The organism is Anaeromyxobacter oryzisoli (assembly GCF_022690765.1).
GTDB classification, from domain to species: Bacteria; Myxococcota; Myxococcia; order Myxococcales; family Anaeromyxobacteraceae; genus Anaeromyxobacter; species Anaeromyxobacter oryzisoli.
Genome location: NZ_JALCZA010000040.1, coordinates 13,303 through 27,558, shown reverse-complemented (window position 1 = coordinate 27,558; position 14,256 = coordinate 13,303). Strand labels below are relative to the sequence as shown.

Annotated in this window: 16 protein-coding genes; 4 read left to right on the top strand and 12 right to left on the bottom strand. The window is 77.1% G+C overall.

Annotated elements, in window-relative coordinates; all coding sequences use genetic code 11:
- Window positions 1-67: 67 nt before the first annotated feature.
- The 11 genes from MNZ27_RS13735 to MNZ27_RS13685 form a co-directional block, all read right to left on the bottom strand.
- Complete coding sequence (locus MNZ27_RS13735; protein ID WP_242394652.1) at window positions 68-2,092, bottom strand: flagellar biosynthesis protein FlhA; 2,025 nt, start codon at window positions 2,090-2,092, stop codon at window positions 68-70.
- A complete protein-coding gene (locus MNZ27_RS13730; RefSeq protein WP_242394651.1) occupies window positions 2,089-3,123 on the bottom strand; it encodes an EscU/YscU/HrcU family type III secretion system export apparatus switch protein in 1,035 nt (344 codons plus the stop codon). Before MNZ27_RS13730 ends, MNZ27_RS13735 begins: the two co-directional genes overlap by 4 nt.
- Complete coding sequence (locus MNZ27_RS13725; protein ID WP_242394650.1) at window positions 3,120-3,893, bottom strand: flagellar biosynthetic protein FliR; 774 nt, start codon at window positions 3,891-3,893, stop codon at window positions 3,120-3,122. Before MNZ27_RS13725 ends, MNZ27_RS13730 begins: the two co-directional genes overlap by 4 nt.
- The gene (gene sctS, locus MNZ27_RS13720) at window positions 3,890-4,156 is read right to left on the bottom strand and encodes a type III secretion system export apparatus subunit SctS (protein ID WP_242394649.1); all 267 of its coding nucleotides are present in this window, start codon (window positions 4,154-4,156) and stop codon (window positions 3,890-3,892) included. Before sctS ends, MNZ27_RS13725 begins: the two co-directional genes overlap by 4 nt.
- Before the next feature lie 3 nt (window positions 4,157-4,159).
- Window positions 4,160-4,837 (bottom strand): type III secretion system export apparatus subunit SctR, encoded by a 678-nt coding sequence (sctR, locus tag MNZ27_RS13715; RefSeq protein ID WP_242394648.1) that lies wholly within the window; start codon window positions 4,835-4,837, stop codon window positions 4,160-4,162.
- Complete coding sequence (locus tag MNZ27_RS13710; protein WP_242394647.1) at window positions 4,834-5,187, bottom strand: flagellar biosynthetic protein FliO; 354 nt, start codon at window positions 5,185-5,187, stop codon at window positions 4,834-4,836. Before MNZ27_RS13710 ends, sctR begins: the two co-directional genes overlap by 4 nt.
- The gene (locus tag MNZ27_RS13705; RefSeq protein ID WP_242394646.1) at window positions 5,184-6,161 is read right to left on the bottom strand and encodes a FliM/FliN family flagellar motor switch protein; all 978 of its coding nucleotides are present in this window, start codon (window positions 6,159-6,161) and stop codon (window positions 5,184-5,186) included. Before MNZ27_RS13705 ends, MNZ27_RS13710 begins: the two co-directional genes overlap by 4 nt.
- Window positions 6,162-6,445: 284 nt before the next feature.
- Window positions 6,446-6,799 (bottom strand): hypothetical protein, encoded by a 354-nt coding sequence (locus tag MNZ27_RS13700; RefSeq protein WP_242394645.1) that lies wholly within the window; start codon window positions 6,797-6,799, stop codon window positions 6,446-6,448.
- Window positions 6,796-7,512 (bottom strand): secretion protein, encoded by a 717-nt coding sequence (locus MNZ27_RS13695; protein WP_242394644.1) that lies wholly within the window; start codon window positions 7,510-7,512, stop codon window positions 6,796-6,798. The genes MNZ27_RS13700 and MNZ27_RS13695 overlap by 4 nt, the downstream gene beginning before the upstream one ends.
- Before the next feature lie 86 nt (window positions 7,513-7,598).
- A complete protein-coding gene (locus MNZ27_RS13690) occupies window positions 7,599-7,946 on the bottom strand; it encodes a hypothetical protein (protein WP_242394643.1) in 348 nt (115 codons plus the stop codon).
- Window positions 7,947-8,030: 84 nt separating this feature from the next.
- Window positions 8,031-8,444: a hypothetical protein gene (locus MNZ27_RS13685; protein WP_242394642.1), complete on the bottom strand. Its 414-nt coding sequence runs from the start codon at window positions 8,442-8,444 to the stop codon at window positions 8,031-8,033.
- Window positions 8,445-8,579: 135 nt separating this feature from the next.
- On the opposite strand from MNZ27_RS13685, the gene MNZ27_RS13680 reads away from it, so the two are divergent.
- Window positions 8,580-9,914, top strand: a complete 1,335-nt coding sequence (locus MNZ27_RS13680; RefSeq protein ID WP_242394641.1) for a flavohemoglobin expression-modulating QEGLA motif protein — start codon at window positions 8,580-8,582, stop codon at window positions 9,912-9,914.
- 332 nt (window positions 9,915-10,246) lie between these two features.
- Here MNZ27_RS13680 and MNZ27_RS13675 read toward each other — a convergent pair whose 3' ends face one another.
- Window positions 10,247-11,362, bottom strand: coding sequence for a VIT1/CCC1 transporter family protein (locus tag MNZ27_RS13675; RefSeq protein WP_242394640.1), 1,116 nt, complete (start codon window positions 11,360-11,362; stop codon window positions 10,247-10,249).
- A gap of 219 nt (window positions 11,363-11,581) precedes the next feature.
- Between MNZ27_RS13675 and hisD the strand changes: the two genes are divergently transcribed.
- The 3 genes from hisD to hisH are packed head-to-tail and all read left to right on the top strand — an operon-like array spanning window position 11,582 to window position 14,246.
- On the top strand, window positions 11,582-13,000 hold the full coding sequence (hisD, locus tag MNZ27_RS13670; protein ID WP_242394639.1) for a histidinol dehydrogenase: 1,419 nt from the start codon (window positions 11,582-11,584) through the stop codon (window positions 12,998-13,000).
- Entirely contained in the window at window positions 12,997-13,629 is a 633-nt protein-coding gene (gene hisB / locus MNZ27_RS13665; RefSeq protein ID WP_242394638.1) for an imidazoleglycerol-phosphate dehydratase HisB, read from the top strand. Before hisD ends, hisB begins: the two co-directional genes overlap by 4 nt.
- Window positions 13,629-14,246 carry an imidazole glycerol phosphate synthase subunit HisH gene (gene hisH / locus MNZ27_RS13660; RefSeq protein ID WP_242394637.1) on the top strand — a complete coding sequence of 206 codons (618 nt, stop codon included), beginning with the start codon at window positions 13,629-13,631 and terminating at the stop codon, window positions 14,244-14,246. Before hisB ends, hisH begins: the two co-directional genes overlap by 1 nt.
- Window positions 14,247-14,256 lie beyond the last annotated feature (10 nt).

The following is a 14,256-nucleotide window of genomic DNA, read 5'->3' as shown; positions in this document are numbered from 1 at the left end:
CACCTAACCTCGCGACTTCTCACGACCGGCCCGCGCCGCTCCTCGCGAGCGGGCGGGCCGCTCCATGTCACGCCGCGCCGAGCTCGATCCGACCCAGGGGCCGGATCGCGAGCTCGGGCGGAAGCTCCTCGTACGCGAGGACCGCGATCCGGGGCCAGCGCGCCGCGAGGAAGGCGCGCAGCGGCCGGCGCAGATCGGGGCTCACGAGCAGGACCGGGGGATCCCGGTGCGCGTCGAGCTGCGCCCCGACGGACTCGAGCAGCGCCGCCCCGACCGCCGGGTCGAGCGCGATCGCCTCCCCGGCGATCGCCTCGCGAAGGGATCGCTCGGCGGCCGGATCGAGGAGCAGGGCTGGGAGGGGCCCCTCTCCCGCATGAACCTCCGCGAGGTGGCGCCGCAGCGCCCTCCGGGCCGCCTCCGTCAACGCGGCGGGACCCCGCGGCGCGCCTCCCGCCTCGAGCAGCGCCTCGAGGATGGTCCGCAGGGGGCGCACCGAGACGCGCTCCTGGAGGAGCCGGCGGAGGACGTCGGCGAGGAGCGGCGCGGGGAGCTGGCGGGACGCCTCGCGCACGAGCGCGGGCGCGGCGGGCTCGAGCGCGTCGAGCAGCACCTGCACCTCCTGCACCCCCACGAGGTCGGCGGCGTTGGCGGCGAGCGCACCGGCGGCCCCGGCGAGGACGCGCTCGAGGGGGCCGCGGATCGGCCCGAGCGCCGCCGCGCGTGACGCGTCGGCCGTGCCGACGACGCAGACCGTCCGGCCGGTCACCGGGTCGAGCTCGGGAGCGCTCGCGATCCCGACCAGCGCGAGGTCGTCGGGGGGCGCGAGGGCGACCACCTCGTCCGCGGGCGCACGGCCCGACCCCGCGGCGACCTCGTCCACGAGGAGGCGCCAGGTCCCGGCCGGCGCGGCCGCGCGGCGGATCGCGATCCCCGGGAGGCGGACGCCGAGGTCGCGCCAGAGCGCCTCGCGCAGCCCGGCGAGCCCCTCGGACGCGAACCCGCCGTCGCGCGCGAGCGCCAGCAGGTCGTCCGCGAGCTCGACCACGACCGGCGCCGGAGGAGGGTAGGGGTCGTCCTCGCCTGCGTCCGCCGCGTCCGGCGCGGAGGGGCGCGCGGGCCCGGCGCCGGACCCGGCCCCGGCGCGGCGCCGGGCGAGCCGGTGGGCGCCGAAGGCGGCCCCGCCGTTCCTCCTCCTCTCCGGCGCGAGGGCGAGCCCCCCGAGGAGCGCCGCCACGGCGCCGAGGGCGGCCGGGTGCGCGAGGAGCTGGCGCCCGATCTCGGCGGGCAGGCTCGCGCCCTCCTCCTCCGCCGCGACGCGCGTCACCGCCACGCCGGCCGACACTGCGACGAGCAGCGCCGGGAGCTGGGAGACGAGGCCGTCGCCGATGGCGAGGAGCGTGTAACGCCGCGCCGCCTCGCCCGCGTCCATCCCCCGGAGCATGCCGGCGACGAGCCCGCCGGCGACGTTCACGAGCACGATGGCGACGCCCGCGATGGCGTCGCCCTTCACGAACTTGAGGGCGCCGTCCATCGCCCCGTAGAGCTGGCTCTCCCGCTCGAGCGCGCGCCGGCGGCGCCGCGCCTCCGCCTGCTCGATGGCGCCCGCGCGCAGGTCGGCGTCCACGGCCATCTGCTTCCCGGGGAGGGCGTCCAGCGTGAACCGGGCGGCGACCTCGGCGACTCGCTCCGCGCCCTTCGCGATCACCAGGAGCTGGACGAGGGTCAGGATGGCGAACACCACCGCGCCGACGACGTAGTCGCCCTGCACGACGACGCGGCCGAAGGCCTCGATGACCCGCCCGGCCTCGCCGCGGGAGAGCACGAGCCGCGTCGAGCTCACGTTCAGCGCGAGCCGGAACAGGGTGGTGAGGAGGAGCAGGGTCGGGAAGCTCGCGAACCGGAGCGCGTCGCGGGCGAAGAGGGTGACCACCAGGATGGTCGCGGCCGTGGCGAGGTTCAGCGCGAGGAGGGCGTCGAGCGCGGCGGGGGAGAGCGGCGTCACGAGGAGCAGCACGATCCCGAGGACCGCGAGCGCGAAGAGCGCGTCGCCGGCGCCGCGGAGGCGGCCGAGGAAGAGGTGGAGGACGTTCACGCCGGGATCTCCTCTCGGCCGTAGAGGTGGGCGAGCACGGCGGCGGCCGCCTCGTAGAGCTCCTCGGGGATCTCGTCCCCGACCTCGGCGAGCCGGTGCAGCGCCCGGGCGAGGGCCACCTCGCGCACGACGGGCACGCCGGCGCGGCGCGCGGCGGACCGGATCCGCGCGGCCGCCTCGCCGGTCCCCTTGGCCACGACGCGCGGGGCGTCCTCGCCTGCCCGGTCGTGGTGGAGCGCCACCGCGACGTGGGTCGGGTTCACCACCACCACCGTCGCCCGCGAGATCGGTCCCGCCTCGAGGAGCCCGCGGTGGCGCCGGCGCCGCTCGGCGCGGTGCGCCGGGTCGCCCTCGTCCTCGCGCTGCTCGCGGCGGACCTCGTCGCGCGTCATCCGGAGCGCCCGCCGGTGACGGCGGCGGGCGAGGCCGAGATCGGCGAGGCCGAGGAGCGCGGCCGCGAGGGCGAGGCGCGCGGCGAGGCTGCCGAGGAGCGGCAGCGCTCGCCAGATCGCAGGCACCTCCACCCGGGCGAGGCCGGAGAGGGCGGGGCCGGCGCCGCGGACCCAGGTCCACGCCACCGCGACGAGGACCGCCGCCTTCACGAGGGCGAGGGCGGCCGCCGCGAGCTGCGCCGTCGAGAGGAGGCGCTTCAGGCCGCCGGCCGGGTTCACCCGCTCGAGCCGCGGACGGACCGCCTCGAGCGAGAGGTTCCACCGGGCCTGGAGGGCGCCGGCGAGCGCCGCCGCGGCGAGGGCGCCCGCGCAGAAAGGGAGCGACAGGGTGAGCACCGCGGAGGACGCATCGGCGAGCACGGCGCGGGGATCGAGCGCCTCGATCGGCGCGCGGACCAGGGCGCTCCGCAGGCGCGCCGCGAGGTCCCTCGCGAGGGAGGGCCCGGCGATCGCCAGCGCGAGCAGGCCGCCGGCGAAGGCGGCCGCGGCGGTGAGCTCGCCGCTCGCGCCGACCTCGCCGCGGCGCCGCGCTTCGCGCAGGCGGCGTGGGGTCGGCTCCTCGGTGCGGTTCCCGCTCACGGCGACGTCCCCCCGAGCGCGCCGGTCAGCCGTCCGGGGAGCGCCACCAGGGCGACGAGCCGCCCGGCCGCGGCGCTCGCCCCGGCCGCGAGGGCGAGGAGGCCGAGGGCGGCGCGCGCGGGCTGGGCGGCGTTCACGGCGCCGAGCTGCGGGGCGACCCGGCCGACCAGAGCGAGCGCGAAATCGGCCGCGAGCACGCCCGCCGCGGCGGGGGCGGAGATCGCCACCGCCGTCGAGAGCACCGCCGCGGTCGCGGCGAGGAGGAGCTCCCGCAGCGGGCCTGGGGCGAACGGCGCGCCGGCCGGGAGCGCCGCGAACCCGTCGAGCAGCCCGCAGACGACGAGCCGGTCGCCGCCCGCCGACGCCGCGAGGACTACCACCGTCTGGGCGAGGAGGTCGCCCGAGGCGCTCTCGCGCTGGCGGATGGGGGCGACGTGGAGCTCGGCGAGGGTCGCGCCGCGGAAGGTGTCCGCGAGGCGTCCCGCGGCGCGGGCGGCCTCGACCGGCGCGGAGGCGAGGACGGCGATTGCCACGCCGACGGCGAGCTCGCGCGCTGCGGCGACCGCCAGGGCGAGCGCGTCGGGCGCCTGCGCCGGGCCGCCACGGAGCAGCGCGGCGGCGAGGCCGAGGCCGCCGGCCAGGGCGACCCGGACCACCGGCGGCACCAGCGGGCCGCCCAGGAACGGCGAGGCGAGCGCGACCGGGAGGAGGCGGAGGGCGTGGAGCGCGGCGGCGGCGGGGAGGCCCGCCTCGACGAGGGGCGCCGTCACGGGGCGACCCTCGGGACGAGCTCGAGGCAGGCGGCCGCGAACCGGACGACGCGCGCGCCGATCCAGGGTGCCGCGATCGCGAGGGCGCCCAGCACCGCGACGAGCCGGGGGACGACGGCCACGCTCTGCTCCTGGACCTGGGTCGCGGCCTGGAGGACGCCGACGACGATCCCGACGAGGAGGGCGGCGCCGAGGGGCGGGGCCGAGACGAGGAGGACGAGGAGGAGCGCTTCGCGGCCGAGGTGCAGAAGGACGGGATCCATCGGTCACCCCGCGTAGGAGAGGGCGAGGGCGCGGGCGAGGAGCCTCCACCCGTCCACCGCCACGAAGAGGAGGAGCTTGAACGGGAGCGCGACGGAGGTCGGCGAGAGCTGGGTGAGCCCGAGCGCGAGCAGCACGTTCGAGACGACCAGGTCCACGACCAGGAACGGCACGAACACCAGGAAGCCGATGACGAAGGCGCGGCGCAGCTCGGAGACGACGAAGGCGGGGGCGAGGACGGCGAAATCGTCCTCGCCGGGCGCGGGCCGATCCGGTCCGCGGAGCCGCGTCGCGACGTCGAGGAAGGCGGCGCGATCGTCGGGCCGGGCGAAGCGCGCGAGGAACTCCTTCAGAGGACCGGCCCCGCGCGCCAGGGCGGAGAGGCTGCCCGCGGCGCCGCGCTCCACGGGGCCCGCCCGCACGCGCTCGGCGGCGCGCTCCGCGACGGGCGCCATCACGAGGAGGGTCAGCACCAGCGCGAGCCCCGTCACGACCGTGTTGGGGGGGACCTGCGGCGCGCCCAGGGCGGAGCGTGCGATGGAGAGGACGACGGCGATCTTCAAGAACGAGGTCAGCATCACGAGCGCCACCGGCACGAGCGCCAGGGCGGCGAGCAGGACGAGCATCTCCGCCGGGCGCTCCGCGACCGGCCCAGGCGAGGCGAGGAGCGGTGAGGCGATCACGGTCGGTCCTCCTCTCGCCCTCGGCCCGCGGCCGGATCGAGCACGGCCACCCCGCCGGGGCCGAAGCCGACGAGGAGCCGGCGCCCGCCCGTCTCGACGAGGGCGATCCCGGTCTCCTTCCCGAGCGGCGCGCGCGCCAGCACCGCGAGGTCGGGAACGACCGAGGGGGCGGGTCGGCGTCGCACGAGGGCGGCCGCAGCGCCGAGCGCGGCGAGGGCGATCGCGGCGCGGGCCGCGGTGAGCGCCACCGGCGCGGGAGCGGCGATCCCCGCGGCGACCACGCCGACCCCGAGGAGCAGGGCCGCGCGGCCGCTCCGAAGGCGGAGGAGGCGGGCGCAACCGGGGGTCACGGCGCGCCCTCCACCGCGAGGATCCGGACCCCGACCGCCCCGTCGACGTCCACCAGCTCTCCGCGGGCCACGGCCCGCTCCCCTGCGCGCAGGGTGACGAGGCCGCGCCGGTCGAGCGCGAGGGGCAGGGCGGCCCCTGGCTCGAGCCTCGCGAGCTCGCCGAGGGTCAGCTCCACCCGCGCGAGCTCGACCGCGAGCGTCACCGGCAGCTCCACCAGCCGATCGGCCATCTGCGTCTCCTCCACGTGAAAGGTGCCGTCCTCGTCGAGCAGCCCGCGCGCGGACGCGCCGCCGGGCAGGACGAGCGCAGCCGGGCCGTCGGTCCCATCCACGAGGACCACGTCGCCGGGCGCGAGGGCCTGGAGCTCTTCGCGGTCGAGCGCGGCCGTTCCGCGCCGGACGGAGGCCGGAACCCGCACCGGGGACGCTGCGGGATCGAGCGGGCCGGCGAGGGCGCGGAGCGCCGCGGACGGGACGAGCAGGCGGCCACGGCCGCGGAGACCGCGCACGTCCACGGTGAGCTCGATCGCCAGCGCGCCGGCCGGCTCGCGCACGCCGCGGGCGAGGCGCGGCGCGAGCGCGGCGTCGATCCCCTCGACCTCGCACGCCCCGTCCACCGCGGCGAGGGCGAGGAGCTCGAGGGCGGTCGCCTCGATCGGCGTGAGCGCGCTCGCGGGCTCCGGCGCCCCGTCCCCGCCGGCGAGGCGGGCGACGAGCCGCACGACCAGCGCCGGCTCGATCTCGAGGACCGCCGGGGCGGGCAGGGCGGCGAGGTCGATCGCCACGCGCGCAGCGACCGCGCGGGGAGCGGCCGGCCCGGGGACGGGGACGCCTTGCACCGAGACGGGGCCGCCCGTGACGCGAGCGAGGGACGCGGCCGCGGCGCGCGCGATCTCGGCACCGGACGCCCGCGCCGCGCGGGTGAGCTCGGCGAAGCCGCAGGAGAGCGAGGGGAGCTCGAACGGGAACGGCATCGCCGACATCGAGTCCAAGGGACGTGCCGGCGCGTGCTCCGAGGAACCACGCGGGGTTGGCGAGCGCCCCCGTACGCCGATCGGCCGCGGCGCCGACCCCACGGTCCGCGGAACGGACGGGGCCACGGAGCACGGGAACCTGGACGGCTTCGCGGATCGCCCGCCCCGCGGAGCGGTCCCGCCGTGTGGCGGCCGGACCGCGAGGTGCCCAGGAGCGCTGCGAACCCCGGCACGAGCGCAGGTACCGCCAGACGCTGGCATCTGCTCGCGCGAATCGTGCCGCGCTACGGCGCGTCGTCGGGACCCCCGAGCCGCTCGCGGCAGAGCCGCAGCAGGGCCGCGGAAGCCGCGAACGCCGCGCCTCGGGTCGCGACGCAGCGGAGCAGGCTCGCCACCGCCGGACGCTCGGCGGCAGCTGCCGCCGTCACGCGTGCGGCAGGAAGCTCGACGGCGAGGGCTCCGGCGAGGGCGGCGAGGCGGTCGCCCCGGGGCAGCGCTGCGAGGCGCGCGGTCTCGTCCGCAGCGACGGGGACTGGACCGCGTGCGAGCAGGACGCGCGCCCGTTCCGGCAGGAGGGTCGCCGCGAGCGCGGCGAGGCGGCGATCCTCCGAGGCGAGCGCCTCGCGGCACGCGGTCACGACGCGCTCCCCTTCCGGAGTCCGCTGAAGAGGCCGGCGCCGCCGATCCCGGCGGCGGCGAGCGCGGCGAGCGCGGCGATCGCGAGGAGCACCGGCGAACGTCGGCGCCCGTCGGCGCGAGGCGGGCTCGCCTCCGTCGCCTCCGAGATCACCACCGCGACCGCCTCGGGGCGGAGCCCGTCCGCCGCGCCCGCGACGAGCGCGCGCACGCCCGGCTCGAGGCTGCGGACCGCCGCGCACGCGGCCGGCCGGCACCGCACCAGCACGGCGGCGCGCGGCGCGGCGCGCTCACCCGGGCGGAGGGGATCCGGCTGCGGCAGCCCGAGGTGCACCCGCGCCCCGACGACGCCGTCGATGGCCTCGACGCTCCGCGCGAGCTCGCCGGCGAGCGCGTGCAGGTACAAGGCGTGCTCCTCCACCGGCGTCGGAACCAGGGACCCCTTCGAGAACACGTCGCCGAACCCCGGCGGGCGTGCGCGCGGGAGATCGCGCGCCGACAGGAGGCGGTGGGCCGGGGCCGCGTCGCCGGAGGCGACCGACACGAGCCAGCCGCCCTCCGTCCCGTCCTCCGGCTCCTTGCGCGCCGCGATCCCTCCCTCGTCGAGCGCCACCAGCACCTCGTTCGCCTGGGGCTCGTCGAGCCGGTGGAAGAGCTCCTCGCGCCCGCAGCCGGCGAGAGCGGCGGGCAGGGCGAGCCAGATGAGCGAGCGCATCGGAGATCCTTTCGTGATCGGCCGGGCGTCCGGGGAGCGACGACCCTCGGCCTCGGGCTCAGGCACCTGAAGCCCGGCGCCTGAAGTCACACCTGCGTGTTGATCGCCTGCTTCACGCTCTGCGCGCCCTGCTCGACCAGCTTCGCGGCGAGGTCCACCGTCTGCGCGGTCCGGTAGGCCTCCGCTTGCAGCCAGAGCAGCTCCTGGGCGGTGAAGGTCCTTCCGGAGCGTGCCGCGGCGAGCACGGCGTCGAGCCGGGCCTGGGCCCGCTCCACCATCGCGAGGGCGACGGGCACGGCGGGGCGTGCGGGCGGAGCGGCCGCGGGCTGGCGCGGTCCGAGCGCCTCGAGCACCGCCCCGAAGGAGCGGGGCCGGGCCGTGACGGTGGGCGCCGACGCAGGGAGCGCCGGCGCCGCGACGGGGGCGAGGGGCATGGTGGCTCCTGGTGGCGCGCGACAGGGGAGATGAGCCCACGAATGCGCGCGCCACGCGGGCGGGGGTTCGGGGGGCGGCGCTGACTAGTGGATGTTCTGGATCGCCGCCTTCGCGCTGTCGTGCTTCACCTTCATGACGTTGGACAGCGCGGTGAACTCGCGGCTCTCCCGCTGCATGTTCTCCTGGAGCTGGAGGTACTGGAGGTTGAAGGTCCGGGCCTCCTCCTGGAGCTGGCGCGTCGCGCCGAGCACGTCGTCGGGCGCGCTCGACCCGGCCGGCGCGCCGGCCCGCGCGCTCCCGCTGGCGCCGGCGACGGCCCCGTTGACCGCGGCCGAGAGCACCGTCCCGCCCGGGACGTAAGGGGCGGCGAGCTGCACGGTGGCGGCGAGCCCGCGGGCGAGCCCGCTGGCGGCGCCCTGCAGGGCGGACTGGAAGCGGCCGGGCAGGGCACGGGTCTCGCTGGTGGGGGCGACGTGGATCGACTCGATTCGTTTCATGGCGGTCTCCTCGCCTGGCCGGTGAGCAACGGGCGTGCCCGCGCCGAAGGAGCGAGATCACGCGATCGCGCGGACGCCGAGGGGCCGCCGCGCGCCCGCGACCGGCCGGACGGCGGACCGTGGTACGGTCCCGGCGTGCCGCGCGAGTACCTCCGACGCCTCTCCGACGCGATCGTCCACGCGCAGCGGCCGATCCGCGTGCTCCGGGCCATCAACTGGGGGCCACAGGTCCACGAGCGGTTCTTCAAGCGGGGCGCCCGGGAGCTGCCGCGCCCCGAGTACCCGGCGTTGGGCTTCGACCCGGCGGAGAAGGGGCGGGAGCTCCGGGACATCCGGCGCCAGATCCGCGGGCGGAACCCGGTGGAGGAGCTGCTCCGGCGCAAGTGCGACGAGTTCGCGATGATGGTCGAGCTCGTCGCCGCGCGGGGGACCCGGCGCTTCTACGAGCTCTCGCGCCGGATCTACGGCGATCCGCGCGACCGCTTCCCCGATCACAACGCCGACAACCTCGCCATCGCGCGCATGTGGGCGTCGCGCCCGCGCGCGCGCGACGAGGAGGCGACGTTCACGGCGAAGCAGGCGGCGAAGCGCATCGCCGAGATCTGCGGCCCGCTCCTCGGCGGGGACGTGAAGGTGGTCGTCGCCACGCGCCTCACCGCGAACGCCGCCGCGGGCGCCACCCGCGTCACGCTCCGCAAGGGCGCCCGCTTCTCCGACCGCCAGGTCCGCGCGCTCGCCCACCACGAGGGGCTCTGGCACGTCCTCACCTCGATGAACGGCTACCTCCAGCCGGTGCTGACCGTGCTCGGGGTCGGGCTGCCCCGCTACACGGAGTCGCAGGAGGGCGGCGGGATCATCTCGGAGTTCCTCACCGGGAACATCTCCGACGAGCGCTACATCGAGCTCGGCGAGCGCACCATCGCCATCGACATGGCGGCCCGCGGCGCCGACTTCCTCGAGGTCTACCGGTACCTGCTCGCCCGCTTCCCGCCCGAGAAGGCCGCGCTCATGAGCGAGCGGGTCTTCCGCGGCGGCGTCGTCGAGGGGGGCGCGCCGTTCACCAAGGACGCCGCCTACCAGCGCGGCTACTGCCGGACCTTCAACTTCCTCCGGGCCTCCCTCGAGGCGCGCGACGTCGATCTCGTCCGGGCGTTCCTCGCCGGGAAGATGAGCGTGGACGACGCGGAGCTGGTCCGGGGGCTCATCGACGAGGGGCTCTGCGTCGGCCCGGTGTACCTCCCGGAGTGGTTCATCGACATTGATCGGCTCAACGCGATGGCGACCCACAGCGTCACGATGAACCGCTTCTCGCTCCCGAGCGTCTCGCGCTACTACGCAAGACGGCGCACCGGGAAGGTCGCGGGCGAGCTCGTCGAGCGGATCCGCGAGGAGGTGCTCGCGGCGGCGGAGGCGGCGGAGGAGGAGGAGCCGGCGCCGCCGCCGAGGGCGGACGAGGGCGACGTCGAGTGACGGCCGAGCCGCTGCCCCGTCCGGCAGCGGCACCCGTTGGCGTGTTCCGTGCCCGTCACCGTCACCGGCTGCTCCGTGACCGTGGACCGGGTTCCGTGGCCCGTGGCCCGATTTCCGTGGTCCGACCAAGCCGTCGGTTCCCGTGACCGTCCGAGCGCGCCCGTCGGTTCCCGTGATCCGTCCGACTCCGACGTCGGAACACGGATCACGGGACACGGGAGGCGGGATGCGGGCACGGGGAACGGTCACGGTCACGGGCACGGTGACGGGTTCGGGTGCGGGTTCGGGTGCGGGTCCGGGTCCGGGTCCGGGCCCGCGCGCGCCCACGTCCCTCACCCCGCGGTCGCGCCGAAGAGCCGGCCGACGCCGTAGGTCACGCCCGCGGCGAGGGCGGCGAGGCCGACCATCCGCGCCGCCGACCTCCACACGCCGGTGCCGGAGAGGAACCCCATCAGCCCGCCCACGCCGGCGAGGACGCCGGCCGCGAGGGCGGCGCTCCCGACGGCGGCGGCGTTCCCCGACGCGACGAGGAACGGGACGAGCGGCACGATCGCCCCGACCGAGAACATCAGGAAGGACGAGACCGCCGCCTCGCGCGGCGAGCCGAGGTCCTCGGGGTCGAGGCCGAGCTCCTCGCGGACCAGCGTGTCGAGCGCGCTCGCCGGGTCCTTCAGGAGCTCCGCCGCGGTCCGGCTCGCCTGCTCCGTGGAGAGCCCCTTCTGCTTGAAGATCAGCGCGAGCTCCGCCGCCTCCTCCTCCGGCGCCTCCTCGATCTCGCGCTTCTCGAGCGCGATCTGGCGGGAGAGGAGGTCGCGCTGGCTCGCCACGGAGGTGTACTCGCCGGCCGCCATCGAGAACGCGCCGGCGAGGAGCCCGGCGAAGCCGGTCACGACGACGGCGCGAGGCGCGACCCCGGCCCCGGCGACCCCGAGGATGAGCGAGAGGTTCGAGACGAGCCCGTCGTTCATGCCGAAGATCGCCGCGCGGACGGCCCCGGCGCGCCCGCCGCCGCGGTGCCACCGCTCGCGCTGCGCGATGAGGTACCGCGCGCCGTCCGGGCCGGTCCCCTTCATCCGGGTCAGCACCTGGCCATGGGCGCGCTCCTCCTCGGCGATCGCGGTGGCCTCGCCGCCCTGCTCGTCGTACTTGTCCGCGTCGCCCGCCTCGGTCTCGAGGACCATCGGGACCACGGCGGCCGAGCCGAGCCGCCGCGCGAGCCACACGAGCGCGCGCACCCGCGAGCTCGGGTGGTCCGCGGGGAGGGCGACGCCCTCCTTCTCGAGCTTGCGCTGCCAGATCTCCGCGTGCCGGCGCTCCGCCTCCCCGAGCTCGCGGAAGCTCCGGGCCCTCGCTGGATCCTTCTCGTGGCGGGCCAGCCCCTCGTACAGGGCGGCGCCGTCGCGCTCGTCCACGAGGTTCTGCAGCCACAGGTCCGTCCGCGGATCCATCGTTTCAATGTAGCAGGGCCGTCGCGGCCGCGGCGCCTGAGCCGTGACCCCGGTGCGCGCGGGGCCGCGCGCTTGAACCCGTCCTCGATGTCCTGCACAGAAGATGGACCTCGGTGCGCGCGGGGGCGCGGGCGGGCGGCGATGGGCGGCTCGGTAGGCGGAAGTCGCCCCGCGAAGCGAAGTCGTCTATAAGACAGGGTTCTTCCGGAGGACCCCGCCGTGCAGAAGCTCGACAGCCGCGATCCCTCGTTCCGCGCCGCCTGGGAGAAGGTCTGCGCCCGTGGCTCGGACGAGGACGAAGCCCCCGTCCGCGAGGCCGCCCTGCGCATCGTCGAGGACGTCCGCGCCCGTGGGGACGAGGCGCTCCTCGAGTACACGCGCCGCTTCGACGGCTGGGATCCGGGCACCGCCGCCGGGGTGGCCCTCGTCCCCGACGACTTCCGCGCCGCCTTCCGGAGCCTCCCCGCCGAGGGGCGGCGGGCGCTCTCCCTCGCCGCGAAGCGGGTGACCGACTTCCACGCCCGCGAGACCGACTCCGAGGTGAAGGCCCGCCGCGACGCCACCGGGGCGACGCTCGCCCAGGTGGTCCGGCCGCTCGCCCGCGTCGGGCTGTACGTGCCGGGCGGGACGGCCCGGTATCCGTCCTCCGTGCTCATGACCGCGATCCCGGCGAGGGTGGCCGGGGTCCGCGAGGTGATCGTCTGCTCGCCCGGCGTGCGGGGGACCGGCGAGATGGACGCCTGGACGCTCGCCGCCTGCCACGTCGCGGGGGTGGGGCGGCTCTACCGCGTCGGCGGCGCCCAGGCCGTCGCGGCGATGGCCTACGGCACCGCGACCATCCCCGCGGTGGACAAGATCTGCGGGCCGGGCAACGCCTACGTCGCGGCCGCCAAGCGGCTCGTGTTCGGCAAGGTCGACATCGACATGATCGCCGGGCCGAGCGAGATCCTCGTCCTCGCCGACGCCGCCGCGGATCCGGCCGAGGTCGCGTCCGACCTCCTCGCCCAGGCGGAGCACGATCCGCGGGCCGTCTCGGTGCTCGTCACCCCGTCGGCGAAGGTGGCCGACGCGGCGCTGGCCGAGGTCGCGCGGCAGCTCGCGGACCTCCCCCGGCGCGAGATCGCGACCCGCTCGATCGAGGATCGCGGCGCGGTGGTGGTCGCGGCGGGTCTCGCCGAGGCGGTCCGGCTCGCCGACGAGTTCGCGCCGGAGCACCTCGCGCTCCACGCCCGGAACGCGGCGCGGCTCGTGCCGAAGCTCTCGCGCGCCGGCGCGGTGTTCGTCGGGACGAGCACGCCCGAGGCGGTGGGAGACTACCTCGCCGGCCCCTCGCACGTGCTCCCCACGGCGGGGACGGCCCGGTTCGCCTCCCCGCTCTCGGTCGCGACGTTCCGGCGGCGGATGAGCGTGCTCGAGCTCACCCCCGCGGCCCTCGCCACGGTGGCGCCGGCGGTCGAGGCGCTCGCGCGGGCCGAGGGGCTCGAGGGCCACTGGCGCGCGGTCGCGGTGCGGGTCGCGAAGGCGGCGCCGGCGCGGCGGGCGGCGCACGGGAAGAAGGGCGCGCGCGGGAAGAAGGACGCCCGCGCAGCGCGCCGCGGGCCGCGAGCCGGGCGCCGCGCCCCCCGGAGCCGGCGATGAGGCGCGCGCAGGCGAGGAGGCCGGCGGGAGCGGCGGCGCGGCCGAAGGTCCGCCGCGGCGAGGTCGCCCGCCGGACGAAGGAGACCCAGGTCGAGGTGGCGCTCCGCCTCGAGCCGGGCGAGGCGCGGATCGCGACGGGCGTCCCCTTCTTCGACCACATGCTCGACCAGATCTCGCGCCACGGCGGGATGGCGCTCACGGTCCAGGCGAAGGGCGATCTCGAGGTGGACGCCCACCACACCGTCGAGGACGTGGGGATCGGGATCGGCGAGGCGCTGCGGCAGGCCACCGCCGACAAGGCCGGCCTCGCCCGCTACGGCCACGCGATCGTGCCGCTCGACGAGGCGCTGGTCGAGGCGGTGGTGGACCTCTCCGGCCGCCCGCACCTCACCTTCAACGCGGGCCTCCCGTCCGGGAAGCGGTTCATCGGCACCTACGACGTGGACCTCACGCAGGACTTCCTCCAGGCGCTCGTGAACCACGCCCGGATCTGCCTCCACGTGAACGTCCGCTACGGGCGGAACCTCCACCACGTCGTGGAGGCGATCTTCAAGGCGACCGCGCGCGCCCTCCGCGCCGCGACCGCGCGCGAGGGGACGGCGCTGCCCTCGACGAAGGGGATGCTCTAGTGGCGCGCAAGCCCGCCGGGACCGTGGCGCTCGTGGACTATGGCGCCGGGAACCTCCGCTCCGTCGAGAACGCGCTGCGCGAGGTCGGCGCGCAGGTCGTGGTGACGCGCGATCCCGCCGTGGTCCGGAGCGCCGACCGCGTGGTCGTCCCCGGCCAGGGCTCGATGCCGGAGTGCGCCGAGGCGATGCGGCGGAGCGGGGTCGCCGACGCGTTCCTCGAGGCGATCCGCAAGGGCACCCCGGTGCTCGGCATCTGCGTCGGCCTCCAGATCCTCTTCGAGCGCGGGGAGGAGGCGGGCGGCGCCCGGGGGCTCGGCGTCCTCGCCGGCACCGTCGCCCGGCTCCCCGCCGGCGCGAAGCTCCCGAACATCGGCTGGTCGCCGGTCCGGCTCGTCGCCCGCGACGTGCCGCTGTTCGCGCCGATGGACGGACAGTACGTCTACTTCGCCCACTCGTACGCCGCCCCCGCGGACGCGCCGGGCGTGGCCCTCGTCGCGACGCACGGCGGCGACTACTGCGCCGCGCTCGCGAAGGACAACCTGTTCGCGGTCCAGTTCCACCCGGAGAAGAGCCAGAAGGTCGGGCTCGCGCTCCTCCAGCGGTTCGTCTCGATCTAGGAGCCCGCGC